Origin of the sequence: Streptomyces massasporeus (genome assembly GCF_014648995.1) — a bacterium.
In the GTDB taxonomy this organism is placed as follows: domain Bacteria; phylum Actinomycetota; class Actinomycetes; order Streptomycetales; family Streptomycetaceae; genus Streptomyces; species Streptomyces massasporeus.
Map to the genome: position 1 here is coordinate 422,236 of NZ_BMSE01000001.1, position 26,306 is coordinate 448,541.

Annotated in this window: 26 protein-coding genes; 13 read left to right on the forward strand and 13 right to left on the reverse strand. The window is 71.1% G+C overall.

Annotated features, from left to right (window positions below; all coding sequences use genetic code 11):
- Nucleotides 1–18: 18 nt before the first annotated feature.
- The 3 genes from IE153_RS02000 to IE153_RS02010 all read left to right on the forward strand — a co-directional run bounded on the left by IE153_RS02000 (nt 19) and on the right by IE153_RS02010 (nt 2,967).
- Nucleotides 19–1,032 carry an ABC transporter permease gene (locus tag IE153_RS02000; RefSeq protein WP_189587849.1) on the forward strand — a complete coding sequence of 338 codons (1,014 nt, stop codon included), beginning with the start codon at nt 19–21 and terminating at the stop codon, nt 1,030–1,032.
- Nucleotides 1,032–1,868 (forward strand): ATP-binding cassette domain-containing protein, encoded by an 837-nt coding sequence (locus IE153_RS02005; protein WP_189587851.1) that lies wholly within the window; start codon nt 1,032–1,034, stop codon nt 1,866–1,868. The genes IE153_RS02000 and IE153_RS02005 overlap by 1 nt, the downstream gene beginning before the upstream one ends.
- A 76-nt stretch (nt 1,869–1,944) precedes the next feature.
- Nucleotides 1,945–2,967, forward strand: a complete 1,023-nt coding sequence (locus IE153_RS02010) for a LacI family DNA-binding transcriptional regulator (RefSeq protein ID WP_189587853.1) — start codon at nt 1,945–1,947, stop codon at nt 2,965–2,967.
- Nucleotides 2,968–3,200: 233 nt separating this feature from the next.
- Here the strand turns inward: IE153_RS02010 and uvrA are convergent, their stop codons facing one another.
- From uvrA to IE153_RS02035, 5 genes are all read right to left on the reverse strand, one after another.
- Nucleotides 3,201–5,669: an excinuclease ABC subunit UvrA gene (gene uvrA / locus IE153_RS02015; RefSeq protein WP_189587855.1), complete on the reverse strand. Its 2,469-nt coding sequence runs from the start codon at nt 5,667–5,669 to the stop codon at nt 3,201–3,203.
- A 104-nt stretch (nt 5,670–5,773) separates the two neighbouring features.
- Nucleotides 5,774–6,313, reverse strand: coding sequence for an NAD(P)H-dependent oxidoreductase (locus IE153_RS02020; RefSeq protein WP_189587857.1), 540 nt, complete (start codon nt 6,311–6,313; stop codon nt 5,774–5,776).
- A gap of 84 nt (nt 6,314–6,397) precedes the next feature.
- Entirely contained in the window at nt 6,398–7,378 is a 981-nt protein-coding gene (locus IE153_RS02025) for an aldo/keto reductase (RefSeq protein WP_189587858.1), read from the reverse strand.
- Nucleotides 7,379–7,760: 382 nt separating this feature from the next.
- A complete protein-coding gene (locus IE153_RS02030) occupies nt 7,761–8,243 on the reverse strand; it encodes a nitroreductase family deazaflavin-dependent oxidoreductase (RefSeq protein WP_189587859.1) in 483 nt (160 codons plus the stop codon).
- Nucleotides 8,244–8,316: 73 nt separating this feature from the next.
- Nucleotides 8,317–9,162: an SDR family oxidoreductase gene (locus tag IE153_RS02035; protein WP_189587860.1), complete on the reverse strand. Its 846-nt coding sequence runs from the start codon at nt 9,160–9,162 to the stop codon at nt 8,317–8,319.
- A gap of 223 nt (nt 9,163–9,385) precedes the next feature.
- Here IE153_RS02035 and IE153_RS02040 point away from each other — a divergent pair, with 223 nt between their 5' ends.
- Together IE153_RS02040 and IE153_RS02045 are read left to right on the forward strand one after the other, a co-directional pair.
- Nucleotides 9,386–10,345 carry a helix-turn-helix domain-containing protein gene (locus IE153_RS02040; protein WP_189587861.1) on the forward strand — a complete coding sequence of 320 codons (960 nt, stop codon included), beginning with the start codon at nt 9,386–9,388 and terminating at the stop codon, nt 10,343–10,345.
- A gap of 116 nt (nt 10,346–10,461) precedes the next feature.
- Entirely contained in the window at nt 10,462–10,602 is a 141-nt protein-coding gene (locus tag IE153_RS02045) for a hypothetical protein (protein ID WP_308432117.1), read from the forward strand.
- 198 nt (nt 10,603–10,800) lie between these two features.
- On the opposite strand, the gene IE153_RS02050 is transcribed toward IE153_RS02045, so the two are convergent.
- Together IE153_RS02050 and IE153_RS02055 are read right to left on the reverse strand one after the other, a co-directional pair.
- Nucleotides 10,801–11,193 (reverse strand): MmcQ/YjbR family DNA-binding protein, encoded by a 393-nt coding sequence (locus IE153_RS02050; RefSeq protein ID WP_189587862.1) that lies wholly within the window; start codon nt 11,191–11,193, stop codon nt 10,801–10,803.
- Nucleotides 11,190–11,585, reverse strand: coding sequence for an MmcQ/YjbR family DNA-binding protein (locus tag IE153_RS02055; RefSeq protein ID WP_189587863.1), 396 nt, complete (start codon nt 11,583–11,585; stop codon nt 11,190–11,192). The genes IE153_RS02050 and IE153_RS02055 overlap by 4 nt, the downstream gene beginning before the upstream one ends.
- 228 nt (nt 11,586–11,813) lie before the next feature.
- Between IE153_RS02055 and IE153_RS02060 the strand changes: the two genes are divergently transcribed.
- Complete coding sequence (locus IE153_RS02060) at nt 11,814–12,644, forward strand: helix-turn-helix domain-containing protein (protein WP_229828655.1); 831 nt, start codon at nt 11,814–11,816, stop codon at nt 12,642–12,644.
- Between the two features lie 134 nt (nt 12,645–12,778).
- On the opposite strand, the gene IE153_RS02065 is transcribed toward IE153_RS02060, so the two are convergent.
- The 6 genes from IE153_RS02065 to IE153_RS02090 all read right to left on the reverse strand — a co-directional run bounded on the left by IE153_RS02065 (nt 12,779) and on the right by IE153_RS02090 (nt 17,620).
- Entirely contained in the window at nt 12,779–13,210 is a 432-nt protein-coding gene (locus tag IE153_RS02065; RefSeq protein WP_189587867.1) for a YybH family protein, read from the reverse strand.
- Between the two features lie 68 nt (nt 13,211–13,278).
- Nucleotides 13,279–13,620, reverse strand: coding sequence for a hypothetical protein (locus IE153_RS41405; protein WP_229828657.1), 342 nt, complete (start codon nt 13,618–13,620; stop codon nt 13,279–13,281).
- Between the two features lie 245 nt (nt 13,621–13,865).
- Nucleotides 13,866–14,786 (reverse strand): SDR family oxidoreductase, encoded by a 921-nt coding sequence (locus IE153_RS02075; protein ID WP_189587868.1) that lies wholly within the window; start codon nt 14,784–14,786, stop codon nt 13,866–13,868.
- Nucleotides 14,787–15,078: 292 nt separating this feature from the next.
- Entirely contained in the window at nt 15,079–15,558 is a 480-nt protein-coding gene (locus tag IE153_RS02080; RefSeq protein WP_189587870.1) for a MarR family winged helix-turn-helix transcriptional regulator, read from the reverse strand.
- Between the two features lie 11 nt (nt 15,559–15,569).
- Nucleotides 15,570–16,631: an alkene reductase gene (locus IE153_RS02085; RefSeq protein ID WP_189587872.1), complete on the reverse strand. Its 1,062-nt coding sequence runs from the start codon at nt 16,629–16,631 to the stop codon at nt 15,570–15,572.
- A gap of 83 nt (nt 16,632–16,714) precedes the next feature.
- Complete coding sequence (locus IE153_RS02090) at nt 16,715–17,620, reverse strand: NADP-dependent oxidoreductase (protein ID WP_189587874.1); 906 nt, start codon at nt 17,618–17,620, stop codon at nt 16,715–16,717.
- Nucleotides 17,621–18,157: 537 nt separating this feature from the next.
- On the opposite strand from IE153_RS02090, the gene IE153_RS02095 reads away from it, so the two are divergent.
- From IE153_RS02095 to IE153_RS02125, 7 genes are read left to right on the forward strand one after another with little or no spacing between them, the layout of a single operon-like run.
- Nucleotides 18,158–19,381, forward strand: coding sequence for an ATP-grasp domain-containing protein (locus IE153_RS02095; RefSeq protein WP_189587876.1), 1,224 nt, complete (start codon nt 18,158–18,160; stop codon nt 19,379–19,381).
- Between the two features lie 16 nt (nt 19,382–19,397).
- Entirely contained in the window at nt 19,398–20,627 is a 1,230-nt protein-coding gene (locus IE153_RS02100) for a lysine N(6)-hydroxylase/L-ornithine N(5)-oxygenase family protein (RefSeq protein ID WP_189587877.1), read from the forward strand.
- Nucleotides 20,624–21,001 (forward strand): cupin domain-containing protein, encoded by a 378-nt coding sequence (locus IE153_RS02105; protein WP_189587879.1) that lies wholly within the window; start codon nt 20,624–20,626, stop codon nt 20,999–21,001. The genes IE153_RS02100 and IE153_RS02105 overlap by 4 nt, the downstream gene beginning before the upstream one ends.
- Complete coding sequence (locus IE153_RS02110; protein ID WP_189587881.1) at nt 20,994–22,097, forward strand: NAD(P)/FAD-dependent oxidoreductase; 1,104 nt, start codon at nt 20,994–20,996, stop codon at nt 22,095–22,097. The genes IE153_RS02105 and IE153_RS02110 overlap by 8 nt, the downstream gene beginning before the upstream one ends.
- On the forward strand, nt 22,094–23,725 hold the full coding sequence (locus IE153_RS02115) for a class I tRNA ligase family protein (RefSeq protein WP_189587883.1): 1,632 nt from the start codon (nt 22,094–22,096) through the stop codon (nt 23,723–23,725). Before IE153_RS02110 ends, IE153_RS02115 begins: the two co-directional genes overlap by 4 nt.
- A complete protein-coding gene (locus IE153_RS02120) occupies nt 23,722–24,969 on the forward strand; it encodes an ATP-grasp domain-containing protein (RefSeq protein ID WP_189587885.1) in 1,248 nt (415 codons plus the stop codon). The genes IE153_RS02115 and IE153_RS02120 overlap by 4 nt, the downstream gene beginning before the upstream one ends.
- A complete protein-coding gene (locus IE153_RS02125; protein ID WP_189587886.1) occupies nt 24,962–26,242 on the forward strand; it encodes an MFS transporter in 1,281 nt (426 codons plus the stop codon). The genes IE153_RS02120 and IE153_RS02125 overlap by 8 nt, the downstream gene beginning before the upstream one ends.
- Nucleotides 26,243–26,306 lie beyond the last annotated feature (64 nt).

The following is a 26,306-nucleotide window of genomic DNA, read 5'->3' on the forward strand; positions in this document are numbered from 1 at the left end:
TTCCGACAAGGACCTCGCATGACTGCCACGTCCACGCCTCCCTCCACGTCCACGCCGTACGCGGAACTCAAAGCACCGACCCCGGTCCGCAGACTGCTCACGCAACCGACCACCGGCCCGCTGGTCGCCCTCCTTCTGGCCTGTGCCTTCTTCTCCTTCTCGAGCGACCAGTTCCTCACCGGCGGGAACTTCTCGCTGATCGTGCAGCAGGTCATGGTCGTCGGCACCCTCGCCATCGGCCAGACCCTGATCATCCTCACGGCGGGCATCGACCTGTCGTGCGGAGCGGTGATGGCGTTCGGCAGCATCGTGATCGCCAAGATGGCCGCCGAGGGCTCCCTGCCCCCGCTCGCCGCGATCGCGCTGGGCCTTGTCGTCTGCGGCGGCTTCGGCATGCTCAACGGCGCGTTGGTGCAGAAGATCCCGCTGCCGCCGTTCATCGTCACCCTGGGCATGCTCAACGTGGCGTTCGCGCTGACGCACATCTACTCCGAGGAGCAGACGGTCACCAACCTGCCCGGCCCGCTGACGGCTCTCGGGCAGACCTTCCCGCTCGGCCACACCGACATCACCTACGGCTCGCTGGTCACCATCGCCCTGTTCCTCCTCCTCGCCTACGCGTTGAGCAGCACCGGCTGGGGCCGGCACGTCTACGCCCTGGGCAACAGCCCGGAAGCGGCCCGGCTGAACGGCATCCGGACCTCCCGGCTGACCATCGGCGTCTACACCGTGGCCGGCATCCTCTACGGCATCGCCGCCCTGCTGCTCGTCTCCCGCACCGGCGTCGGCGACCCGCAGGCCGGGCAGACCGACAACCTGGACAGCATCACCGCCGTGGTCCTCGGCGGCACCAGCCTCTTCGGCGGACGCGGATCGGTCCTGGGCACGTTCATCGGCGTCCTCATCGTCGGAGTCTTCCGCAACGGCCTGCAGCTGATGGGCGTCGCCTCCATCTACCAGACCCTCATCACCGGAGTCCTGGTGATCCTCGCGGTGACCGTCGACCAGATCTCCCGGAAGAAGGCCCGTTGATGAGCGCCACCTCCTCCCCCACCCCAGTCCTGCAGGCCCGCGGTCTGGTCAAGCGCTACGGTCACGTCACCGCAATCGACGGCGCCGACTTCGACCTGCTGCCCGGCGAGGTCCTCGCCGTCATCGGTGACAACGGCGCCGGCAAGACCAGCCTCATCAAGGCCCTCACCGGCGCGGTGGTACCGGACGAGGGCGAGATCCGCCTCAATGGCAAGCCGATCCAGTTCTCCAGCCCCCAGAGCGCACGCGCCCACGGCATCGAGACGGTCTATCAGGACCTCGCCGTGGCAGCTTCCATGGACATCGCCTCGAACATGTTCCTGGGCCGCGAGCTGCGCCGCCCGGGCATCCTCGGCAGCGCCTTCCGCATGCTCGACAAGAAGCGCATGCGCCAGGAGGCCGCCGAGCACATGGCCGATCTGAAGATCGGCCTGCGCTCGCTGACCCAGGCGGTCGAGACCCTCTCCGGCGGACAGCGGCAGGCTGTCGCGGTCGCCCGCGCCGTCGCCTGGGCCCGCAGCGTCGTCGTCATGGACGAACCCACCGCCGCCCTCGGCGTCAAGGAGTCCGGACAGGTCCTCGACCTCATCCGCCGCGTCCGCGACAAGGGCATGCCGGTCGTTCTGATCAGCCACAACATGCCCCATGTCTTCGAGATCGCCGACCGGATCCACGTCCACCGGCTGGGCCGGCGCGCCGCCGTGATCAAGCCCTCCGACTACTCCATGGCTGAGGTCGTCGCCATCATGACCGGCGCCCTCACCGTCGACGCGGCCGGAGATACTGTCGTAGCGGATTCCGCGGCGGCGAAAGCCGCCGGAGTCCAGGCCACCTGACAGCTCAACCCGCTCTCGCATGTTCCGGCCGAGGCCGCGGCCGGAACCCGAGAGCACTCAGGAGACGGTTCCTCCCATGGCAGCGAGACGCCGCCCCACCCTTGCCGATGTCGCACGAGAAGTCGGCGTCAGCGCCAAGACGGTCTCCCGTGTCCTCAACGAGGACGGACCCGTCTCGGCGCAGACGCGGGAACAGGTACTCGCCGCGGTGGCCAAGTTGGGCTTCCAGCCGAACCTCATGGCCCGCAACATCCGCGTCGGCGGTCCGGACACCACCATCGGACTGGTCATCCCCGACCTCGCCAACCCCTTCTTCGGAGCCGTGGCCCGCGCCATCGAGGACACGGTCCGCGAACGCGGACTGACCCTCCTCATGGGCTCGTCCGCGGACGAGCCCGACCGCGAACGCGCCCTGACGGACAAGTTCCTCGCCCGGCGCGTCAGCATCCTCATCGTCGTGCCGTCCGTCGGCGCCGACCACTCCCACCTCAAGTCCCACCGCACGGCGGGGCTGCCCATCGTCTTCCTCGACCGCCCGGGGGTCGGCCTGCCCACGGACAGCATCGTCAGCTCCAACCGTGCCGGAGCCCAAGAAGGCGTCGCCCACCTCATCGCCCACGGGCACCGCCGCATCGGATTCGTCGGCGACCTCCCCACCAAGCTCTACACCCGCCGCGAACGCCTCGCCGGATACCGTGCCTCCCTGCAAGAAGCCGACATCCCCTACGACCGCGCGCTCGTCGCCAACGGCCACGACCAGCCAGGCGCCGAGGCCGCGACCGCCCAACTCCTCGCACTGGCCGATCCCCCCACCGCCCTGTTCGCCGGAAACAACATCATGGCGCTGGGCATAGTCGCCGAACTCGCCCGCAGCAAGCGCAAGGACGTAGCGGTCGTCGCCTTCGACGACGTGTCACTCGCCGAGGCACTCGAACCGGCCCTTACCGTCGTCGCCCAGGACCCCGAAGAACTCGGCCGCACCGCCGCGGCCACCGCCCTGGCCCGCCTCGACGGCGACCGCTCCCGGGTTCGCACCATCACCGTTCCCACCCGGCTGATCGTCCGGGGCTCGGGGGAGCAACCTGCACCCAAGCCGTAGACGGGACGCCTCTGCTTTCGAGGGCCTCATGATCGCGGTGCCTCGGCAACCCGCCAGCAGGCCGCTCATCTGGTTGAGCAGTTCGTCGAACTCGACCAGGGGACTGAGAGGAGTGTCCTTCTCGTGAGCTCATCGACCGCCATGCGTCATGCGAGCCATGCGGACTCCTTGTGCCGTACGCGTGGGGAGACGTCCGTGCCACCCGCGGCAGCGGACGTGCCCGCCTCCGGTCCTCAGGGGCGCGCGAGCCGGGCCGCGAGATAGGGCGCGGTGGCGCTGCGGCGGGTCCTCGCGACCTTGGCCGGCGGGCCCGCCGCGACCACCCGCCCGCCCGCGTCGCCACCGCCCGGCCCGAGGTCGATGACCCAGTCGGCGGTGACGATCGTGTCCAGGTCGTGCTCGACGAGGACGACCGTGTTGCCGGCGTCGACGAGCCGGTGCAGCTGCCGCAGCAGCAGCGCGATGTCCGAAGGGTGCAGCCCGGCCGTCGGCTCGTCGAGCAGGTAGAGCGCGTGCCCGCGGCGGGCTCGCTGCAGTTCGGTGGCGAGTTTGATGCGTTGCGCCTCGCCACCGCTGAGTTCCGTCGCCGGCTGGCCCAGCCGCAGGTACCCCAGTCCCACCTCGCGCAACGTCTCCAGACTGCGGGAGGCGGCCGGGACGGCGGACAGGAACTCGGCGGCGGCGTCGACGGACAGCGCCAGCACTTCCGCGATGTTCTTGCCGCGGTAGGCGACTTCCAGTGTTTCGGCGTTGTACCGAGCGCCCCGGCAGGTCGGGCACGGCGCGTAGGTTCCGGGCAGGAACAGCAGTTCCACCGCGACGAATCCTTCGCCCTGGCAGGTCTCGCACCGTCCTTCGGGCACATTGAAGGAGAATCGCCCGGCCGAGTAGCCGCGCGCCCTGGCCTCGTCCGTCGCCGCGTACAGCTTGCGCACCGCGTCGAACAGCCCCGTGTACGTGGCCAGGTTGGACCGGGGAGTTCGGCCGATGGGCCGTTGGTCGACCCGGACCAGCCGGTCGAACGACTCGACCCCCGACGCGTCCTGGACATCGACCTCCAGCTGCGCCTCGTCGGGCTCCTCGGGTTCGAGTCCGAGGTGGCCGCGGACGACCTCGGCGAGCACCTGCGTCACCAGCGTCGACTTTCCGGAACCGGACACGCCCGTCACCGCCGTCAGTACGCAGAGCGGTACGTCGACGGACACGTCGTGCAGATTGTGGCGGGAGACGCCGCTCAGGTGCAGCCAGCCGCGCGGTGTGCGCGGGCGGTGATCGAGCGGCTGGGCGCGCCCGAACAGGTACTGGCCCGTGGCCGACTCCCCGACCCGCTCAAGACCGGCGACCGGGCCGCTGTACAGCACGCGTCCGCCGCCCTCGCCGGCGCCGGGGCCGATGTCGACCACCCAGTCCGCCCGCCGTACGACGTCCATGTCGTGCTCCACGACGAACAGCGAGTTGCCCGCCGCCTTGAGGCGGTCCAGCACGTCCAGCAACGGTTCCGCGTCAGCCGGGTGCAGGCCCGCGGAGGGCTCGTCGAGGACGTAGACGACGCCGAACAGCCCCGAGCGCAGCTGGGTGGCGATCCGCAGGCGCTGCGCCTCGCCGGGCGACAGGGTCGTCGAGCGGCGCCCGAGACTGAGATATCCGAGGCCCAGGTCGAGCAGTACGTCGACCCGCGCGACCAGATCGCCGCAGATCCGGACCGCGACTTCGGTCGTCTCCCCGGAGCGGGCGGTCGACGTGGTGGCGTCGGCCTCGGACCGCCCCGCGACGGGCCGCAGCAGCGCCACTACCTCGGTGAGCGGCATCGCGTTGATCTCGGCGATGGAACGTCCGGCGAAGGTCACGGCGAGCGCCTCGGGCCGCAGTCCGCTGCCGTGACACTCGGGGCAGGGCACACTCCTGACGAACCGGAGCGCCCGTTCGCGCATCTTCTCGCTCTTGGAGTCGGCGAGGACGTGCATGACGTGCTTGCGGGCGCTCCAGAACTTGCCCTGGTAGCCGTAGTCGACGCGGTCCTCCTCCGGCTCGATGTACACGGAGGGCTGCTCGTCCGTGTACAGCAGCCAGTCCCGGTCCTTCTTCCTGAGCCTGCGCCACGGCCGGTCGATGTCGATCCCCAGGCCGTTCACGACACTGCGCAGGTTGGCGCCCTGCCAGGCGCCCGGCCAGGCGGCGATCGCCCCTTCGCGGATGCTCAGCGAAGGGTCCGGGACGAGCAGGTCCTCGGCGACGTCGTGCACGACTCCCAGTCCGTGGCAGTTCGGGCAGGCGCCGGCCGCCGTGTTGGGTGAGAACGACTCGGCTTCCAGCCGTGCGGCTCGGGGCGGATAGGTGCCGGCGCGGGAGTACAGCATGCGCAGCAGATTGGACAGCGTGGTGATGGTGCCGACCGTCGAGCGCGCGCTGGGCGACCCGCGTCGCTGCTGCAGAGCCACGGCCGGTGGCAGTCCGGTGATTTCCTGCACGTGCGGTGCGCCGACCTGTTGCAACAGCCTTCGGGCGTACGGTGCCACGGACTCGAAGTAGCGCCGCTGGGCCTCCGCGTAGAGCGTGCCGAACGCGAGCGAGGACTTGCCCGAACCGGAGACGCCGGTGAAGGCGACCATCGCGTCCCGCGGAACGTCGACGTCGACGTTCCGCAGGTTGTTCTCACTGGCGCCCCGGACATGCACGAAGGGGTCGGTCGCGTCCTTGTCCACCGTTCCTGATTACCTGATCGCGCCGGGAACCGCGCGACAGGCGCCGCCACCGGGCCCCGCTCACACGAGCATCCGGGGATTCCCGAATCCATTGGAGAGTGCGGTCAGGCGGCGAAGGAGGCGAGCAGTTCGTTGTACTGCTTGGCGGCGGTGGTCAGGTTCTGGTCGGAGAGGCCGAAGGCCGTGCCGTACAGCTTGACCATCGGCTGGATGTCGAACTGGCACAGCCGCAGGGTCGCGTGCCAGTTGCTGAGGAGGGTCTCGATGGTGGCCTGGTTCGAGCCTTCGGGGGTGTAGTGGTCGGCGGGGACGCCGGCGGTGACGGCGACGACGGCCTTCTTGCCGGCCAGCTGTGAGGGCGAACCGTCCATGGTGAAGGCCCAGCCGAGGGTGAAGACCTTGTCCTGCCACTGCTTGAACAGAGGAGTGGTGTTGTACCAGTACACCGGGTGCTGGAAGACGATCACATCGTGCTCGGCCAGCAGCGCCTGCTCGGCGTCGGCGTCGATCTGGAAGTCAGGGTAGGCGGCGTAGAGGTCGTGCACGGTGACATGGGCCAGCTCGCGGACGGCGTCCACCAGGGCCCGGTTGGCCTTCGACTGGGACAGGTCGGGGTGTCCTACGACAAGGAGAACCTTGGACATGATCAGGAGCCTCTTCAGTGATCAGGGGTATGGGTGACGGATGCGTCGGTGGGTGTGACGGGTCTGGGATTCGCCGAGGCGTGATCACCGGTCGATGGTGGCCATGTTCGCCTCGTCGTGACGCTCGCCCGCGGCCGGCGTGAGGTTGTTGAGGCGGTCCAGCTGAGCGGCACTGAGTTCGATGCCGTCAGCGGCGGTGTTCTCCTCGACGCGCGAGACCCGCCGGGTTCCGGGGATCGGGGCGATGTCGTCGCCGCGGGTCAGCAGCCACGCCAGCGCGGTCTGTGCCGGGGTGGCGCCGATCTCGGCGCCGATGGCCCGGACTTCGTCGACGATGCGCAGGTTGCGCTGGAAGTTCTCGCCGATGAAGCGCGGGTTGGTCTTGCGCCAGTCGTCGTCGGCGAAGTCGTCGACGGTGCGGATCTGCCCGGTCAGCAGGCCGTGGCCGAGCGGTGAGTAGGGAACGAACCCGATGCCGAGCTCGCGCAGCAGCGGGAGGATCTCGGCCTCGACGTCACGGGTCCACAGCGAGTACTCGGTCTGCAACGCGGCCACCGGATGCACGGCGTGTGCCCGGCGGATCGTCTCGGGACCGGCTTCCGAGAGGCCGATGTGGCGCACCTTGCCCTCGGCGACCAGCTCGGCCAGCGCGCCGACGGTCTCCTCGATGGGCGTGTTCGGGTCGACGCGGTGCTGGTAGTAGAGGTCGATGTGGTCGGTGCCGAGCCGCAGGAGCGAGCCCTCGACCGCGGCCTTCACGTTGCAGGCGCTGCTGTCGATCACGCCGGGACCGTCGCCGGCGTGGGAGACGAGACCGAACTTCGTCGCCACGACGACGTCATCGCGGCGGCCCCTCATGGCCTTACCGACGATTTCCTCGCTGTGGAAGGGGCCGTAGATCTCGGCGGTGTCGATGTGAGTGACCCCAAGCTCCAGCGCCCGGTGGATGGTGCGGATCGACTCGGCGTCGTCGAGCCCTCCGCCCGTGGTGTACATGCCGGCCATGGTCATGGCTCCCAGGCCGATGCGGGAGACATCGAGCCCGCCCAGTGTCACGTGCTTCATCAGGTACTCCTCGTCGTGACGGCCGTCAGGCCGATCGGTGGTCATGATCAGTGAGGTGCGCAACCGGCTGGCGGACTGTCCTCGGGTGGTCCGCGCGCCGCCGGCACGGGCACCGTTGCCCGGTCGGCCGGTCAGCTGCCGAAGGTCCACCCCGAGGCGGCTTCCGGCTCGGCCGGGGGTGCGGGGCGTCCTGCCCAGCAGCGGGGTTCGTCGTAGGCCGGCGCCGACGAGATCAACGCCGTGGTCGCCGGTCATGCGCTTCCTCCAGGCGGCCCGGGCCGTCCGTGAGGGATTCGGGCCGACCGCTGTCAGGAAGGGGCTGACGCCGGTGTTGCCAAGGACAGGTGGCGGGAGATCCGCGGGCGGAACCGGCTGCGCCGCGTCAGTGCTCCCGGGCCGCCGGCTCCAGAACGAGGACCGGGATCTCGCGGTCCGTGTTCTTCTGGTACTCGGCGTAGTCGGGGAACGCCTCGACGGCCCGGGCCCACCACAGCGCCTTCTCCTCCCCGCTCACCTCGCGTGCCAGCATGTCCTGGCGCACCGGGCCGTCCTGTAGCTCGACCCGGGGGTCGGCCACCGCGTTGTGGTACCAGACCGGGTGCTTGGGGGCTCCTGCCATGGAGGCGATGACGGCGTAGGAGCCGTCGTGCTCCACCCGCATGACCGGGGTCTTGCGGATCTTGCCGCTCTTCGCGCCCAGGGTGGTCAGGATGACGACGGGCAGGTCCCGGAGCCTCTCGTCCTCTTCCCGCGCGACCAGGACACTCAGCGTCGTTCCCTGCGTACCGCCGGAGCTTTCGTACAGCTCCACCTGGTCACGTACAAACTGCGCCTTGCTCGGCTCGTACTCCCCTTTGAGGGGCATGCTGACACTCTCCGTGCTGTCGAAACGCACCCGGCGCTGTCCTGCGCACCAGCCGGGGTGCGGGGCATGGTGCTCAGGCGTGGGCGTCGTCGTAGGCCAGGCTGCCGCCCAGCTCGCGGGACGCCTCGGCCTGGGCGAGGAGCTCCTCCGCCTTGGCCTTGGCGGCCTCGATGGCGTCCGCACCGGCGACGAAGCGCTGCAGGGGCTTGTCCTGGCCGGCGATGGTGAGCAGGGCGCGGGCGAGCTTGGCGGGGTCGCCGGGCTGCTTGCCGTTCATGCTCTTCATGCCCTCGATCCTCGGGGCGGTGCGCGGGGCGTAGTCCTCGATGGACAGCTCGGGCCAGGTGGTGGAGCCGTCCACGAGGAGTTCGGTGCGGAAGTAGCCGGGCTCCACGATCGTGGTGTGGATGTTGTACGGCTCGACGTCGTAGCGGAGGGACTCCATCCAGCCCTCTTCCGCGAACTTGGAGGCCGCGTAGGCGGAGGTGAATTCCATGCCGACCAGTCCGGCCGTCGAGGTGATGGTGATGACGTGGCCGGCGCGCTGCCTCCGCAGGATCGGCAGGACGGCGCGGGTGACGTTCATCGGGCCGAAGAGGTTCGTCTCGAACTGCCGGCGCATCTGCGAGGGCGAGATCTCCTCGAAGTAGCCGGTGAAGAGGTTCCCGGCGTTGTTGATCAGTACGTCGATGCGGCCGAAGTGGTCGACGGCGGCCTGCGCGGCGGCCTCGGCGTCCTCGATGCTGGTGACGTCCAGCGTTGTGACCAGCAGGTTGTCCTGCGGCCCGCCGAGGGTCTTCTCGACCTCCTCGGGGCGGCGGCCGGTGGCGACGACCTGGTGGCCGGCGGCGAGGGCCTCGCGGACGATGTCCGTGCCCAGACCGCGTCCGGCGCCGGTGACGAAAATGACCTTGCTCATGGGGGTCCTGGCTCTTGTCGGGGCGCCGTGGTCGGGCACCCGGTGTGTGCGGGGGCGTGCGGCCCGCCCGGCGGCACGAGCGCCGCCGTGTCCGGGCCGTTCACACCGTCGTGGGCGGTGCACCACCAACAGAACCGGTTGTCACGGGAGTGTGGGAGTCCCTGATGAGGGGGTCACTGACAGGGACCCCCAACCCGCCGGATGCGCTCGTAGAGTGAAACGCATGGCAGGCAGAAACGACCCCAACGGCACCAACCGCGACATCCGCGACGATTTCCGCGCGGAGATCCGGGAATTCCTCGGCACGCGACGGGCCAGGGTCACCCCTGAACAGGCCGGACTGCCCCTGTACGGCGGAGAGCGCCGACGAGTCACCGGGCTGCGCCGTGAGGAGGTCGCCCTCCTCGCGGGCATCTCCAGCGAGTACTACACACGGCTGGAGCGCGGCAACGCCACCGGCGTCTCCGAGAGCGTCATCGAAGGCATCGCCCAAGCGCTTCAGCTCGACGAGGCCGAACGCATCCACCTGCTCGACCTCCTGCGCGGCGCCGGCACCACCCGTCCGCCACGCCGCCGCCCGGCGCAGCAGCGCGTGCGGCCCGCAGTGCAGCGCGTCCTCGACTCCATGGCCGGAACACCCGCGTTCATCCTCAGCGGACGCGGGGACATCCTGGCCGCCAACCACCTCGGGCGCGCCCTGTTCTCCCCCGTCTACGCCGACCCGGTACGGCCGCCGAACAACGCCCGGTTCGTCTTCCTCAGCCCGCACGCGACCGAGTTCTTCCGCCACTGGGACGAAGTCGCGGGCGACACCGTCGCCATGCTGCGCGCCGAAGCAGGCCGCGATCTCTACGACCGGCGGCTCACGGACCTGATCGGCGAACTGTCCACCCGTAGCGAGGAATTCCGTCGCCGCTGGGCGGCCCACAACGTCCGCATGCACACCACCGGCGTGAAACTCCTCCACCACCCGGTCGTCGGCGACCTCGACCTGCCCTTCGAAACCTTCCCACTCGGGGACGGCCCCAGGCAGTTCCTCCTCACCTACACCGCCGAGCCCGACTCACCCTCTCAGGACGCCCTCGACCTGCTGGCCAGTTGGGCCGCAGCCAACGACGACATCGAGCGGTCCGCTTCGGCCGACGACTCCCGGTCGGCCGACTCGTCCGAGACACCCGACTGACCGACCCGCCACGCGAGTCGATCCGCGAAGTCGTCAACGGCTCCGACAGCGCGGCACGGTCCGCCGTGTTCCGTGTCCGCCTCGTCTTCACGACCGTCGGGCGCAGCCGAGGAGACGTGAGCGACATCCACGAGGAAGACCGGCCAGGCCGGCTCTCCATCCGGCACGCAGTGGTGGACGGCATCCTTGTCGTGACCGTGCGCGGCGAGATCGACCACGACGTCAAGGACGTCCTGAGCGAGGCGCTGCTGCCCTAGGGAGGCGCGATGCCGCCGCGGATCGTGGCGGACCTCAGACTTGATGCAGCTGCGCCGGTGCGGTTGACCGTGAGGGGTGCAACAGCTGTGGTGCCATCGCTGAAGCACTTCGAGGCTGGGCGGCGTCATCGAACAGCTCCCAGAGCTGCCTGGCTGACCCCCGAGGCCGGCCAGTGTCCAAGGGGACGCGGCCAACGTTCACCAGGCGGTCGCGTCCGGGCCAGGGCCTTGCGGCGGGCGCTCGCTCTGTGGCAGACCGTCGACGACCAGGTCGTAGGAGTGCTCGACCGCATCGTTGATCAGCTGCTTCGTGATGCCCCGCCCGGGCCCCAGCGTTATCCAGTGGCTCTTGTCGAGGTAGCGGCCCGGGGTGATCGAGGCGTAGCCGCGCTCCAGTGCCCGCGCGTGCTCGGGCTCGCACTTGACCGTGATGATCTGTTCGTCCGGGTCGTCGGTGACGATCAGGAACACCTTGTCCACGACCTTGTACACGTCGAGTCCGGGGGTGAAGGGGCGTCCGTGGCTGACGTCGGGGAGGGCGAGGGCCGCCTTGCTGGCGGTGTCCTGGAGGCGGTCACCGGCCGCGCTCACCGGGCCGCCCGCGTGCTGGTGCCGTAGCTGTGCGGGTCGACGGGCTGCTCGGCCTTGGCCAAGTGGGCGACGACGAGCAGGTAGGAGTCGGTGACGAGCTCCCTGACGAGCTTCTTGTCGATGCCTGTCCCGCCCTCGAGCGTGATCCAGTGTCGCTTGTTCATGTGGTAGCCGGGGGTGATGTGGCTGTTGTGTTCCCGGAGAGCGCGGGCCTCGCCGGGGTCCGCCTTGAGGATCACCACGGGGCGCCCGGGGACCTCGGTCATCAGCATGAACACCTTGCCTCGTACCTTGAAGACCTCCCAGTCCGGGCCGAAGGGATGCTCCAGCAGCGCTCCGGGAAGTTCCTCCGCGCATTCGGCGGCGAGGGTCTGCAGGGCCGATCCGTTCACGAGTGTTTCCTTTCTCGGGTGGTGGCCGGCGCAGGGGCGTCGGCCGAGGGACGCGGCCGGCACGCCCCATTCTTTTCCCTGAAGCGGGCGAAACGGGCGGTAGGCTGCGGACACGTGATGGTCGAGATGCGACACCCCAGGCGCTCCCCACGCGTCGGACGCAGCGGGCAGGCCGCGGTTCCGCTGTACGGTTTCCAGCCCCCGGTCGGCACTCCGTACGGCCTTGAGGTGAGCACCGTCGAGGACTTCTTCGCCGAGCACGACGACTGGCCGTGGAATCCGCCCCGTCCGGGCCGTGCCACCTTCCACTACCTGATCCTGGTGACCGAGGGTGAGCTGCTCCACGATGTCGACCACGTCACGCGGACCGTCGCATGCGGCCAGTGGCTGTGGGTGCGTCCCGGGCACGCGCAGTGCTGGCATCCGCCGGGCGCCGCCCGCGGCCCGTTCATCCTGTTCGAGCCGGACGTGCTGACGTCCGACGCCGCCCGCCTGCTGGCCCCGCTCACCGCGCACGAGGCCCCTGCCGTTCTCAGCCCGCACCCCGATGACGCGGCCTGGCTTCGGCATACGGCGCTCCAGCTTTTGGACGAGCACCGTGCACTGGGGCGCCGCCGGCTCGACGTCCACCACGCCCTGCGGCGCAGCCTGCTCGAATCGCTGCTGCTGCGCCTTGCCAACTCCCCGGATGTCACCCCCACCGGCGCGTTGGCGGGCGGCACGGGCCGCAGGGACACGTACGCGCGGTTCGTGGACGCCCTGGAATTGCACTTCCGGGAACTGCACCGGGCTGCGGACTATGCCGGGCTGCTCGGCTGTTCGGTTCGTACCCTGAGCCGCGCGGCCCGGGACGCCACCGGCAAGGGGGTGCGTGAGGTCATCGACGAGCGGCGGCTGCTCGAAGCCCGGCGCCTGCTGGGAGGTGCCGGTTGGGACGCCCGGGCTGTGGCCGTCCATCTCGGGTTCACCGATCCCGCGAACTTCGGCCGCTTCTTCCGTGGCCACACCGGTCTCACCCCGGCCGCCTTCGCGGCCCGCGAAGCCAGGACCGGCATGTGAGGCGGGCGCGGCACAAGCCCGCGTCCCCGCGGCCGCCACGGCCTTGATCGCGTCCGGAACGGGGGCCGGCCGGGGCCGGCCGCCTCCTTCGATCGCCGGCTGACTGGCCGGGGTGCGTCACCTTGGATCCCTGGTCAGGACGCGATCGCGTCTGTCGCGGTCTGGGCGAACGCCCAGTTGGAGTGCACGATGCGCCACTCGCCGTCGATCAGCCGGTACGCCTCGGTGGCGTTCCAGGCGCGCAACTGCCGCTCGTTGCCGCTGTCGTCGAGCACGTAGGTGTTCAGGTTGTAGGCCAGGAGGGCGAAGTCACCGCCGTCGCTGATGTGCACGAGGGGGTTGAGGTACTCGTTGCGCACGATGTGCGGGTTGGAGTAGATCGCCTCGATGTGGGCGACGGCCGCGTCGCGGCCGACGACCAGGTCCTTTTCGATGGGGTCGAAGTAGCTGATCTCTTCGGCGTAGTTGTCAAGGTAGCCGCGGTTGTCGCCGACGCTCCACCGCTCGTTGAAGGACTTCTCCCGTTCCAGGATGGTCTTGCTGATTTCTTCCTTGTTGACGCCCATGACAGTCTCCTTTCGTGCATGCCGCCGTCGGCCGGCCGGCTCCGGCCGGCGGCGGATGGGTGTGTTTCTCAGTCGTCGAGCAGCACCCCGGGCTTGGTCGGCGTCGTGCCGGCCTCGACATCGGCCTCGCGCAGCTGATCCAGACCGTGGTGGACCTTCTCGACCGGGGCCTTGAGCCGCCCGGCGGCGATGGCGTGCAGTTGCTGCTGGAACACCTGCGCGGGCAGGTCGGTGGTGACCTCGGACTCGTTGACGCTGAACGCCTTCACCTTGATGCGCACCCATCCGGGCTGCGGCTCGGGCATCGGCAGCGTGGTGACCTCACGGGCATCCAGGCCGCCGGGCTGAGTGACGACGACCGCTCGCATCGTCGCAGATGCGGCGCCTGCGGATGCTGCGCGTTGGCCCATGCCAGTTCCTTTCGTGTCGGCTACGGCCCACAAGGTCGCCATGCTGCGGGTCGGGGCGAGGCGGTCACCGCAGCACCTCTCGATCTTCTGTCGACATCCGGCGCACCCTTCAGTCAGGTGCGGACAGCTGGTTGTCAATGGGTGACATCCGGTGCGGCCCCGCGATCGCAGGGCGGCACTGGGCTCTTCATCACGGTCGGGGAAGCCGTGAGCGCCCGCCCGGCGAGGGGTGGGACGCGGGCCTGTCACCGGTGCTGTGCGGTGCGCAGCTCGTCGGTGAACCGGGTGAGGGCCTCCTCAGCCGTGGGGACAGGGCCGAACAGCTGCTCCTGGCGGCGGGGGTCGGCGACGTAGCGGCCGGTCTCGAACCAGCGGAACATCGCGGCCATGTCCTTGATCAGGGGCATGAAGCGGCCGGCGACGGCTCCCGCGGCGCGGGCGACGGCGGACGGGACGGCCCACACCTTGATCTTCTTTCCGGCCAGGCCGCCCATCACGTCGGCCACCTCGCGCATGCTGACCGGACGGTCCCACCCGATGTCGATCCGCTCACCGGCCTCGGCCTCGGCGTCGACCGCGGCTGCCAGGTACGCCGCGAGATCGGAGGTGTGGACGAAGGTCAGCGGGACGGTGGCCTTGCCGATCCACACCATGCGGCCCGTGTCGACCGGGTTGCCCGCCATGCTCGCGACCTGGTCGAGGAATGCCCCCGGGCGCAGGGCGACGAACGGGACGCCGAGCTGTTCGAGCTTGTCCTCGGCGAGCTTCTTGTGCCAGAAGTGCGGGACATCGGGCGTCTGGTCGCTGGTGAGGATGCTGGTCAGGACGAACCGCCGGGTGCCGGTGCGGTGGGCGGCCTCGGCGAGGTTGGCGTTGCCGAGGGTGTCGATGTCGTCGGCGTTCTTGCCGCCGCGGGTGTAGCCGGCGGCGGTGGTGATGACGGCGTCGGCGCCGTTCATGGCGGCCACGAGCGAGTTGACGTCGAGCATGTCGCCGCGGGCGATCTCCACGCCCCGGCTTTCGAGCCGGCCGGCGTCGCTGGCCGGCCTCACCAGGGCGCGGACGTTCTTGCCGCGCCCCAGCAGTTCGTCGACGACCTTGCTCCCCAGGGAACCGGTCGCCCCGACGACGAGGACCGGGAGGGTGGTTGAGTCGGTGACAGGCATGGGGTTTCACTTTGCGTCAGGTCATCAGCCAGGGGCTCGGTGGGCGGGGCAGGGGTGGCCGCAGACATGGGCGTCTGCGTGCCGGGCGGGCTGATGGAGGCGGGCCCGGGGGGCGGATCCGCAGTGCGCCTCGCCGCCGGAACGTGCCGCGTCCGAAGGCAACCGCGACGGGGTGGGTGTCATGGCCGACCTGGCGGTGGTCGCGCCGTATGCGGGGCGGTGTGCGCCCCGGCCCGCGGCCCCAGTTCAGGTGTGGTGTGGCGAACGCGGGCATGGGGCGCGCACCGGGGAATCAGGCGGGCTCGTCGTCCGGCAGCGCGCGGCTGCTGATCGCCTCGGTGATGGCGTAGGCGGTCTCGACGAAGGACTCCGCCTGCTGCTCCGACAGATTCCGGGCGGAGGTCTCCTCCAGGGCCTGCCACAGGGCCGCGATGGGCTCGCGCATCGCCCGGCCCTTGTCGGTGAGGTGAACGACCATGACGCGCCGGTCATGTGCGGCCGGCTCGCGAACGATCAGGCCGGCGTCCTGCATGCGGCGTAGCGCCTTGGAAATGGTGGAGTGGTCCACACCGACGCTTTCGAGCAGCTCGGACTGGGACTGCCCCTCCCGGTCCAGGAGGTGCATCAGCAGCAGTTCCTGTCCGGGATGCAGGTCCATCTCGCGCAGCAGGGTGGCGGCGTAGGCGCGGTGAGCGCGGGCGAGCTGGAAGATCGCGTAGCTCATCGGCCCTGCGCCGGCCGTCGTGGGGATGCGGGGGTCGGGCATGGGCATGGTGAGGTTCCTCAGCCTGTGTGGGTGGGGTAGTCGGTGTAGCCGGCCGCTCCGCCGCCGTAGAAGGTGGCCGGGTCGGGGGTGTTCAGCGGCGCGCCGGCGCGGAGCCTCTCGACCAGGTCCGGGTTGGCGAGCGCGAGGGCGCCGACGGAGACGAGGTCGGCCGTGCCGTTGTCGATGTCCTTGGCGCGGACGGGCAGGTCGGCGCCGGCCCGGTTGAGGATCAACGTGGTCGGCCACAACGCACGCAGAGTGCCCAGCAGGTCCTCGTCGCCGGCGTGCATCACGTGGAGGTAGGCCAGACCGAGCGGGCTGAGGGCACGCAGGAGCGCCGGATACAGCTCGGCGGTGTCGGACTCGGCGATGTCGTTGTAGGGGTTGCCGGGGGAGATACGGATGCCGGTGCGGTCGGCTCCGATCTCGTCGGCCACCGCGGCGGCGACCTCGGCGGCGAAGCGGATGCGGCCCTCGATCGAGCCGCCGTAGCCGTCGGTGCGCTGATTGGTGTTGCCGGACAGGAACTGGTGCACCAGGTAACCGTTGGCGCCGTGGATCTCCACGCCGTCGGCGCCTGCCGCGACGGCGGCCGCTGCGGCGCGGCGGAAGTCGTCGACGGTCGCCGCGACCTCCTGCGTCGACAGAACACGAGGGGTCGGCATCTCCTGGGGGCCGGACGCGGTGAACATCGCGCCCTGCGGCCGGATCGCCGAAGGGGCGACCGGCCGGCGCCCGTGGGGGGTGTTGTCCGGGTGGGCGATGCGTCCGGTGTGCATCAGCTGGATGACGATCCGGCCGTCGGCCGCGTGCACGGCGTCGGTGACCTTGCGCCACCCGGCGATCTGCTCGTCGTTGTGGATGCCGGGGGTCAGGAGGTAGCCCTGGCCGTCGGCGGAGGGCTGGGTTCCCTCGGTGATGATCAGCGCGTGCGAGGCCCGCTGGGCGTAGTACTCGACGTTCAGCTCGGTCGGTACGCCTTCGGGTGTCGAGCGGTCACGGGTCATGGGTGCCATGACCAAGCGGTGCGGCAGAGACATGCCGCCAAGAGTGGTCGGCGTCCACAGGGAATTCAGCATGAGGGGTCCTCCGGCAGGGCGGTGACCGACCGGTCACCGTAAAGGGCAGCGGGTGGCGGTGTGTGAGAGGTGGGAGGGGGTGCTCAGCCGACGGTCAGGACGAGCTTGCCCCGCACGTGCCCGGCGTCGCTGACCTGCTGGGCCGTGGCCGCCTGGTCGAGCGGGTAGGCGGTGACGGTGGTGACGAGCTTGCCGACAGCGGCGTCCTGGGCCAGGGCGGCCAAGCGGGCGGTCGAGCGCTCCTGGGACCCCTGGGAGAAGGTGATGCCCAGCCGGCGTGCACCGAAGTCGGCGATGGTGACGATGCGGTCGGTGCCGCCCCGCAGGGTGATGGAGTCCTCCAGGGCGCCCTTCCCGGCCAGATCGAACACCGCGTCCACGCCGTCAGGGGCCAGCGCCTGCACCCGCTCGACCAGACCGTCGGCGTACACGGTCGCGGTGGCGCCGAGCGAGGTGAGGTAGTCCTGGTTGGCGGGGCCCGCGGTGGCAATCACTCGCGCTCCTCGGGCCGTGGCGAGCTGGACCGCCAGGGTGCCCACCGCTCCGGACGCGCCGTGCATCAGCACGGTCTCCCCCGCGGTGACCCCCAGCAGGTTCAGGACCCGCTCGGCCGTCTCGCCGGCCACCGGCAGCGCGACCGCGTGCTGCCAGTCGAGGCCGGCGGGCTTGGGGGCCACGGTGGTGGCCAGTGCGTATTGCGCGTAGGAGCCGGTGTCCGACCAGCCCAGCACCTCATCGCCGACCTGCACGTCGCTCACGCCCTCACCCAGGGCGTCCACCACGCCGGCCAGTTCGCCACCGGGGACGGCGGGGAGGGGCGTCGGACGGACGGCCTCCAGCATCCCGGAGCGGATCTTGCCGTCCAGCGCGTTCAGCCCGGCGGCCTTCACGCGGACCCGGACCTGGCCGGGGCCGGGCTGCGGGACCTCGATGTCCGCCTCGTGCAGCACGTCCGGGCTGCCGAACTGGTCGAAAACGATTGCTCTCATGACGGCTCCATTCCCTTCGCCACCAAAAGCGTGGCTGGCCACATAATCAAGGTAACAGCAATCATGTGGCTAGCCAAGTATTAGTGGGGGCACTGCGCCACGTGCGCGTGCAGGTGGATCAGCGGCGCTGCTCGCGGGCTCTAGCCACGTGGTGAACCGTCCGAACGGGAACCAGGCATCTGCACCCAGGCCTCGCCGCGGCGGTCACCAGGTCAGCACGCCAGGACGCTTGCGCGCGACTCGCCTCTCCCGCCGGGGGCCGGGCACGACATGTCGCTCACCGAGGCTGGACGAGGAGCTGGTCCCGCGCGGGCCGCTCCCGGGAGTCGATCAGGCGCTGACAAGGTCCTTGCTCCGGAAAATGTTCGGCTCAGGTTCGCTCTCGCAGACAATTTTGCGGTGATCCATTGACCGGGACCGAGGCGCCCGGATAGAAAGATCACGACCAGGATCGCGATCCGAGTCCGGTCCAACAGCTCTGCCCCGGGGGATTTCGCTTTGCCGCACACAGATGCACTTCGTCCTGCCCGCGTCCTCGTGGTCGAACCCGCCTCCTCCGGAGGCGCCACCCTGATCGGCGTCGCGGCCGAGATGGGACTGCGGGTCGTCGTCGCCACCGCCGACTCCGGCGACCGCCGGCTCTCCGACGCTGTGCGCGCGGCGGCCGACTCGGTACTGACGGTGGAGACCAACGACCAGGCCGCCCTCGAAGCGGCCGTGCTCGAACTGCACCGGGCCGAGCCGTTCGAGGCGGTGCTGCCGGGCTCCGACATCTATGTGACGGCGACCGCCCGCGTCGCCGCGGCACTGGACCTGCCCGGCCTGCCCGTGGCGACCGTCGACCGGGTCCGGGACAAGAGCGTCATGCGAGCCGCCGTAGTGGAGGCCGGGCTGCGCACCCCGCGCTTCGCCCAGGCGACCACCGACGCCGAACTGCGCGCCGCGGCCGAGCGGGTCGGCTTCCCCTGCGTGCTGAAGCCGGTCGCCTGCTCCGGCAGCATCCACGTCAGCCGCGCCGACGACCTCGACCAGCTCACCGCCGCGTTCCAGCGGCTCGTGACCGACCCGGAGCCCGACATGGGCAAGCTGCACGAGCACCGGGTGCTCGTCGAAGAGTACGTGCAGGGCCCCGAGTTCAGCGCCGACGGCTATGTCCTGGAGAGCGGCGAGGTCACCGTCGTCGCCCTCAGCCGCACGCTGCTCGGCCCCGAGCCCGACTTCGTGGAGCTGGGCCACCTCACCCCGGCGCTCGTCGACGGCGCCACCCTGAAGAACGTCGAGGCGTACGTCGGCGACGTCGTCCGCGCCGTCGGCATCACCAGCGGCCCCTTCCACTGCGAACTGCGCCTGACAGCCGAGGGTCCGGTGCTCATCGAGATCGGCGCCCGGCTTCCGGGCGACCGGATCGTGGAGCTGCTGCGGCTCGTGACCGGCGTCAACCTGCCCAGGGTGGCCGTCGCCACCGCGCTCGGCGTCGACCTGGAGGCGGTAGGCGCCTTCGCGCGGCCGCAGGCCGAGAGCGCCGGCATCCGCTTCTTCTCCGCCGCGGGCCGCTCCTCGTACCGGGAGCTCACCGGGTGGCCGGAGCTGGAGGCACTGCCGGAAGTCACCGAGACCGCCGTGTACTTCGCGCCGGGCGAGACCATCCCGGGCGTCGAGGACTGCCGCTCGCGCCTCGGCCACGCCCTGTTCACCGCCGACTCGCCGCAGGGCGCCCTGGACCGCTGGCAGGCGCTCGGCGACCTCGTCGTCCCGGCCTGACCCGGCGGTTCCCACCATGAACGCACACATACTCGACTACGCGGCCGTCGGCATCGGCCCCGCGAACATGAGCCTCGCCGCGCTCGCTCATCCGGTCGAAGGGCTGCGCGGCGCCCACCTGGAACGCCGTGAGAATTTCTCCTGGCACCCCGGACTGCTGCTGCCCGAGGCCACCCTCCAGGTCTCGCTGCTCAAGGACCTGGTGACGCTGGTCGATCCGACCAGTCCCTTCTCGTTCCTGTCGTTCCTCGCGAGTGAGGGCCGGCTCTACCGGTTCCTGGCCGCGGACTTCCCGGCCGTCCTGCGCACCGAGTTCAACCAGTATCTCCAGTGGGTCGCCGGGCGGCTGCCGAGCCTGACCTTCGGGGCGGACGTACACAGCGTGGACTTCCACGACGGGGCCTTCCAGCTCCGCACCGGCGAGCACGAAGTGGCGGCACGTCATCTCGTGCTCGGCACCGGGCTCAGCCCGTACGTCCCCGAGCCGTTCCGCCCCTTCCTCGGCCCCACCGTCTTCCACTCCGGGGAGTTCCTGCTGCGGGCCCCCGAGGTGACCGGACGGCGGGTCGTCGTGGTCGGCGGCGGCCAGAGCGGCGCGGAGATCGTGCGCCACCTGGCGGCCGGCGCGGCCCCCGAGAGCATCACCTGGGTCAGCCGGCGCTCGTCGTTCCTCCCGATGGACGACTCGCCGTTCGCCAACGACCTCTACACGCCCGACTACGTACGCCGCTTCCACGCGCTGCCCGCCGACCACAAGGCCCGGCTCCTGGAGCAGCAGAGGTACACCAGCGACGGGATCGACCTCCAAGTCCTCCAGGACATCTACCGGTTGAGCTACCGCGACGAGTTCATCGCGGACAACCCCGGCAGGCTGCGCTTCCTGGCGGACTGCGCGGTCACCGCGGTCGAGGGTGGCCCCGACGAATGGAAGCTCGTCGTCGGGTCCCCGGGCCCGGACGCACCCGCCGTGCTCGCCGCCGACATCGTGATCCTGAGCACCGGATACGTCTACGCGCTGCCGGACTTCATGGCTCCGCTGGACGCTCGGCTGCGGCGGGACAGCGGGATGCTCGTCGTCGGCGACGACTTCTCGGTCGCATGGGACGGGCCTGCGGAGAACCGGATCTACCTCCAGAACGGCGCCCGGCACTCCTGGGGCGTCGCCGATCCCAATCTCAGCCTGCTCGCCTGGCGCAGCGCGGTCATCCTCAACAGCGTGCTCGGTGAAACGAGGTATCCGGTATGACCGCTCGTCAGGTCCCGCAGTTCCAGGCCGAGGCGGTCGGCGTCCTGGTCCCCTTCGGTCCGACCGAGGTGGAATCCGACGGAGTGACCGTCGCCGAGGCGGACTTCGCCCGTTCGGTCTTCTCCCGCGTGCCGTTCAAGGCGGCCCGCTTCACCGTGCCGCCGGGCGGGACCAGCTCGCCCGACCAGCACGCGGTCCAGGAGATCTGGGTGGTCCACGCCGGATCCGGCACCCTGGAGGTGGACGGCGAACGGTCACTCGTCGGGCCCGGCTCCCTGGTGGGCTTCGCCTCGCAGGCCGTGCACGAGATCTTCGCCGACCAGGGCGAGGAACTGGTGATCTACTCCTTCTGGTGGTCGGCGACCGATGAGTGAGCGCACCACCGGGACCGGTGAGGCGCCCCACTACGACCTCGCCGTCGTCGGCGCGGGCGCGGTCGGTGCCCTCGCCGCGTACTACGCCGTGGGCCGGGACCCGGGCCGCCGCGTCGCCGTGATCACGCACGCCGGGCGGGGGACGGGCGCGACCCGGTTCTCGGCCGGGTTCGACACGCCCACGGGGCACAACCCGGCCCAGCGCGCCCTGGCCGCCCGCAGCACCGCGCTCTTCGACGAGCTCGCCGCCGGACTCGGCGACGCCGGACGCGCGCCGGTCGACGTCCGCTGGCTGGTGACGCGCGAGAACACGGCCGCGCTCGACGCGACCATGGCCGACGGCGGCCGCACCCGCCCGGTCACCGGGGAGCAGCGGGCCCTGCTCGACCGGACGTTCCCCGGCCTCGCCCACGACGAAGACCAAGTCCTTCTGACCACTGCTGCCATGACGGCCGGTCAGCCCCAATGGCTCGCCGACCGGCTCCTCGACGAGGTCCTCGGCCGCCCGGACAACACCCTCCTCGATGGTTTCCGGGTCACCGAAGTACGCCGTACGGGCGGGCGCGTCGAACTGGTGGCCGCCGACGGCAGCCGGATCACCGCCGCCAAGGCAATCCTCGCGCCGGGCCCCTGGGTCCTCGACGGCCCGGTGGCGGCGGCGGCCCGCGCGTGCGGGGCCCGGGTCAAGAAGGTGGTGGCGTTCCACATCATGACGCCACCCCCGCCAGGCGCCACGGCGCTCGTCCTGGAGGACGCCGACGCCTTCCTGCTCCCCCACCGCCCCGGCGGCCACTGGATCTTCAGCATCACCTCGCCCGACTGGGACCGCGGCCCCGACGAACCGCTCGCCATCGACGCCCGCGACCGGGAACTCGCCCGGGCCCTGCTCGCCCGGCACGTACCGGGATTCCTGCCGCATCTGCTCGGCGGCAGGGTCTTCAGCGACTGCTTCACCCCCGGCCATCTGCCGGTCGTGGACACGGTCGGCGGTGACGACGTGGTCATGGCCATCGGCGGCTCCGGCTCCGGCTACCGACTCGCCCCGGCCATGGCCGAGGACGCACTGAACCTGCTCGACGGGAGAGCGCGCACATGAGCCTGCTGACCGGCGACACGCACACCCCCCGGCACTACCTCTTGGTGCCGCCCGAGGCCACGCCCAACGGCCCCCTGCACCTCGGCCACGTCGGCGGCCCCTTCCTGTGGTCGGACATGATCGCGCGGCATCTGCGGGTCCGCGGCGACCTGCCGTTGGTGATCACCGGCAGCGATGTGTACGAGTCGTACGTGGCGCTCAAGGCGCACGCCGAGAACTCCACGCCCGGCGAGGTCGCCGCCCGCTACGGGCAGCGCATCCAGGACGACTTGGCAGCCCTGCGCATCGACGTCGACGCGTTCATCGTCCCCGATCAGCAGCCGTGGCGCGAGCAGTTCGAGCAGGAGGTCGCCGCCTCGATCGAGCGGCTGACGGCCCGGGGCGCGGTGCTGACGCGCACCGAGCGCGTGCCCCACTGCGCGGCGTCGGACCGCTGGGTGGTGGGCGGCTGGCTCCAGGGCCGCTGCCCCGAGTGCGGTGCGGGCATCGCCAGTTACTTCTGCGAGGAGTGCAGTGCGCACTTCCTGCCCGAGTCGGTCGTCGAGCCGCGCCCCCTGCTCGACGAGGGGCCGCTGACCTGGCGGGAGATCTCCAGCCTCTTCCTGCGGCTCCCGGACCGCGACCTCCTGGACGCCACGCTCGTGGACCTGGGCGTCGCCGACCGCTACCGGGCGACCGTGGCGCGCTTCCTGGAGCGCGACGGCCTGACCGTGCGGCTGAGCGCCCCGCAGACGTGGGGACTTCCGCTGCCCGCGGCCGAACCGGACGTGCCGCGCGCCCTCTTCCCGTACGCCGGGATCTTCATGTTCGCCCGCCTCGCCGGCGCCGTCCACGGTCGGCTCTCCGGCACGGGCGTGAACGCCTTCGACCCGGACTCCGGAGTCACCACCCTCACCACCCTGGGGGTCGACAACGTGATCCCCACCCTGGTCTCGATCGTCGGCACCAGCCTGCTGCACGGCGACATGAAGCCGTACGACCGGTGCCTGATCAACAACTTCTACCGGCTGGCCGGGCGGAAGTTCTCCACCAGCGCCCGGCACGCCATCTGGGCGGCGGACATCGCCGCGTCGCCCGCCATCGGCGTGGACACCGTCCGCTACCACCTCGCCGGGGCCGATCTGGAGTCCGGGGCGGCGAGCTTCGAGACGGCGGACTTCCTTCGGACCGCGAACGCCACGCTCGCCGACGGCCTCGGCAAGCGGATCGACGCCGCTTGGAGCCGGCTGCCCGAGGCGCCGCCGCAGGCGCCAGCCCCGGCCGTCGCCGACCTCCTGGAGTCCCTGCTCGCCGAGCAGTCCGCGGCGCTCGACGCCGCCCGTGTCTCGACCCCGCGCGCGGTCGCGGCACTCGACCGCTGGTGCGCCGACGACGCGGTCGCCCACGCGGCCGGGGACGGCGCCTACTGGTGGCTCAAAGGCCTGTCCCTGCTGGCGTTCCCGGTGATGCCGGACCTCGCCGAGCTCCTCTGGCAGCGCCTCGGCGGCGCCGGAGAGCCTCGCGCGGCGGCCTTCCTCGCCAGGACCCCGGCCCACCGGGACCGGCCCGCGCCCGGCTTCGGCCGGGTGAGCGCCGCCGATCTGGACGCCTGCCTGCCCGACACCCTGCGACCGGGAGCGGACGCGTGAGAGACCGGACCACACCGCTGTACGTCGTCCTCAACCGCTCCGGCGACGAGTTCGGCGAATACCACCGTTTCCTCGACGGCCACCCCTGCCGGACGGTGTACCTCACCACACCCGGCGGGCTGCCCGCGCTCGACCAGGACGGGGCGACCGAGGTCCATGTGTGCGACAGCCTCGCCCATGACGACCTGCTGCCCCTCGTACGGGAGATCGCGGACCGGCACGGCACCCCCGAGGCCGTCTTCGGCCAGTCCGAGTACGACATCCTGACGGCCGCCCGGCTCTCGGCCGCACTCGACGTCCCCGGCGGCTACGGTCTCGACCTCGTCGAGCGGTTCAAGGACAAACCCGCCATGAAGAACGCGGTGGGCGCGGCCGGACTGCGGGTCCCCCGGTTCCTGCGCCTCGACGACGCACCCTCGGCGGAGACGGTCGTCGACGCCCTCGGCTCTCTGCCCCTGGTCCTCAAGCCGCGCGCCGCGGCGGGCTCCCAGGGAGTCACGGTCGTCCGCAGCGCCGACGAACTGCGCGACGCTCTCCAGGGCATCGACCCCGAGGCGTACGAGTGCGAGGAGTACGTCGAGGGGGACATCTTCCACGTCGACGGCGTCCGCCGCTCCGGCCGCCTCCACTTCGTCACCGCTTCCCAGTACGTCCACACCTGCCTGGACTACGCACACGGCCGCCCGCTCGGCTCGGTCCTGCTCGACCCGGGCCCCGAGCGCGACGAGCTCACCACGTTCGCCGACCGCTGTCTGCGGGCGCTCGGGCTCCGCGACGGCGCGTTCCACCTGGAGGTGATCCGGCGCCCGGGGGGCGAGCTGGTGTTCCTGGAGGTCGGGCTGCGGCCGGGCGGCGCGCAGGTGCCGTTCCTGCACGTCGACCTCTACGGCATCGACCTGTTCGCCGAGGCGTTCCGGGCGGCCCTGGGCCTGCCCCCGCTGTGGCAGCCGTCCGAACCGGCCGGACCCCGGGCCGGTGGCTGGCTCATCTACCCCGCTCCGCGCGAGCTGCCCGGACGGGTCGTCGCACGCACCTCGCCCAGGTCGGCCGTCCCCGAGGTCTACCACGAGGAACTGCCCGCGATCGGCCAGATCATGACCGGGCCCGGCAGTTACGACGAGGGCTGCGGGATCTTCCGGTTCCGGGGGCGGAGCGCCGCCGGAGTGCGCGCCGCCGTGCACACCGCGATGGAGGTGTACGGGCTGCGGACCGAGCGGGCCGAGGGAGCTGGGCCGCATGGCTGAGGCACGCCGGTACGGCGCCGTGCTGCGCGCGTGGTTCCGGGAGACCCTTCCTGCCGCCGGGAACGCGCGCAGACTCGGCGTCCTCACGCTCATCCAGTCCCTGGGGCTCGGGGTGTTCCTCACCTCCAGCGCCGTGTTCTTCACCCGGACCATCGGCATCCCCGCCCAGCGCGTGGGCCTCGCCCTGTCGGTCGCAGGGCTCTGCGGTCTGCTCTGCACCGTGCCCATCGGCCGGCTCGCGGACCGGCTCGGCGCGGGCCGGGTGCTCACCGTCAACTTCCTGCTCGCGGCCGTCGGCTTCACCGCGTACTGCCTGGTGGACGGCTTCGCCGCGTTCCTCGCGGTCGCCTGTGCCATCGCGGTCCTGGAGACCTCGGCGGGCGCGCTCCAGGCGTCGCTCACCGACGCGCTGGTGGGCGAGGCGGAGCGGGTCAGGGTGAGCGCGCAGATGCGCAGCCTGTTCAACCTGGGCTTCCTCGGCGGCGCCGCGCTGGCCGGAGCCGCCATCGCGGCCGGCACCTCGACCGCCCTGTACGCCACGGTCCTCGCCAACGCCGCCCTGCAGTTGGTCTCCGTCGCCGTGTTGCTCGGGATGCGGCTGCCCGCGGGCGCCGGGCCCCGGGCCCCCGCCGCCGTGGCGTCGGGTGGGGTGCTGCGCAGCGCCGCGCTGCGGGACGTGCGCTATGTGGCGGTCGCGCTGGTGTGCGGCGCTCTGGAGCTGTACCACCCGCTGCTGACGGTCGGTCTGCCGCTGTGGATCGTCACCGGCACCGACGCACCCGCGCTGCTGGTGTCGGGGCTGCTGATCCTGGACACCGTCCTGGTGCTGTTGTTCCAGGTCATGGTCAGCAAGGGCGCGCGTACACCGGCGGGAGCGGCACGTATGCTGCGCTGGGCGGGGTGGGCGCTGGGGGCGTCCTGCCTGGTGTTCGCGGTGAGCGGGGGGCACGGCGCGCTCCTGGACAGCGCGGCCCTGCTGGGCGGCGCGCTGGTGCTCGTCCTCGGCGAGCTGTACCAGGCGTCGGCGAGCTGGGGCCTGTCCTTCGGGCTCGCCCCGGGGGGCCGGCAGGGGGAGTACCAGGCGGTGTTCTCCCTGGGGCGCGGGCTTCAGCAGTTCGCCGGGCCGTGGCTGATGACCTCCCTGGTCGTCGGCGCGGCGGGGACCGGCTGGCTGGTCCTCGCGGCGCTCTTCGCCCTGCTCGGGCTCGCCGCGCCGCCGTTGGTGCGGGGCCTGGAGAAGGCCCGCGCGCGGACGGAGCCGGCGCCGGCCTGAGCGGACCGGCCGGAGCCCGTCCGGGCCCCATGTGTCACACCCGTCCGACCGAGACAAGTAAGCG

Bases quoted from the DNA above. Each gene is read 5' to 3' on its own strand.
- IE153_RS02000 (WP_189587849.1), top strand. From the start codon at position 19: ATGACTGCCACGTCCACGCCTCCCTCCACGTCCACGCCGTACGCGGAA.
- IE153_RS02005 (WP_189587851.1), top strand. From the start codon at position 1,032: ATGAGCGCCACCTCCTCCCCCACCCCAGTCCTGCAGGCCCGCGGTCTG.
- IE153_RS02010 (WP_189587853.1), top strand. From the start codon at position 1,945: ATGGCAGCGAGACGCCGCCCCACCCTTGCCGATGTCGCACGAGAAGTC.
- IE153_RS02020 (WP_189587857.1), bottom strand. From the start codon at position 6,313: ATGTCCAAGGTTCTCCTTGTCGTAGGACACCCCGACCTGTCCCAGTCG.
- IE153_RS02025 (WP_189587858.1), bottom strand. From the start codon at position 7,378: ATGAAGCACGTGACACTGGGCGGGCTCGATGTCTCCCGCATCGGCCTG.
- IE153_RS02030 (WP_189587859.1), bottom strand. From the start codon at position 8,243: ATGCCCCTCAAAGGGGAGTACGAGCCGAGCAAGGCGCAGTTTGTACGT.
- IE153_RS02035 (WP_189587860.1), bottom strand. From the start codon at position 9,162: ATGAGCAAGGTCATTTTCGTCACCGGCGCCGGACGCGGTCTGGGCACG.
- IE153_RS02040 (WP_189587861.1), top strand. From the start codon at position 9,386: ATGGCAGGCAGAAACGACCCCAACGGCACCAACCGCGACATCCGCGAC.
- IE153_RS02065 (WP_189587867.1), bottom strand. From the start codon at position 13,210: ATGGGCGTCAACAAGGAAGAAATCAGCAAGACCATCCTGGAACGGGAG.
- IE153_RS41405 (WP_229828657.1), bottom strand. From the start codon at position 13,620: ATGGGCCAACGCGCAGCATCCGCAGGCGCCGCATCTGCGACGATGCGA.
- IE153_RS02075 (WP_189587868.1), bottom strand. From the start codon at position 14,786: ATGCCTGTCACCGACTCAACCACCCTCCCGGTCCTCGTCGTCGGGGCG.
- IE153_RS02080 (WP_189587870.1), bottom strand. From the start codon at position 15,558: ATGCCCATGCCCGACCCCCGCATCCCCACGACGGCCGGCGCAGGGCCG.
- IE153_RS02085 (WP_189587872.1), bottom strand. From the start codon at position 16,631: ATGCTGAATTCCCTGTGGACGCCGACCACTCTTGGCGGCATGTCTCTG.
- IE153_RS02090 (WP_189587874.1), bottom strand. From the start codon at position 17,620: ATGAGAGCAATCGTTTTCGACCAGTTCGGCAGCCCGGACGTGCTGCAC.
- IE153_RS02100 (WP_189587877.1), top strand. From the start codon at position 19,398: ATGAACGCACACATACTCGACTACGCGGCCGTCGGCATCGGCCCCGCG.
- IE153_RS02105 (WP_189587879.1), top strand. From the start codon at position 20,624: ATGACCGCTCGTCAGGTCCCGCAGTTCCAGGCCGAGGCGGTCGGCGTC.
- IE153_RS02110 (WP_189587881.1), top strand. From the start codon at position 20,994: ATGAGTGAGCGCACCACCGGGACCGGTGAGGCGCCCCACTACGACCTC.
- IE153_RS02115 (WP_189587883.1), top strand. From the start codon at position 22,094: ATGAGCCTGCTGACCGGCGACACGCACACCCCCCGGCACTACCTCTTG.
- IE153_RS02125 (WP_189587886.1), top strand. From the start codon at position 24,962: ATGGCTGAGGCACGCCGGTACGGCGCCGTGCTGCGCGCGTGGTTCCGG.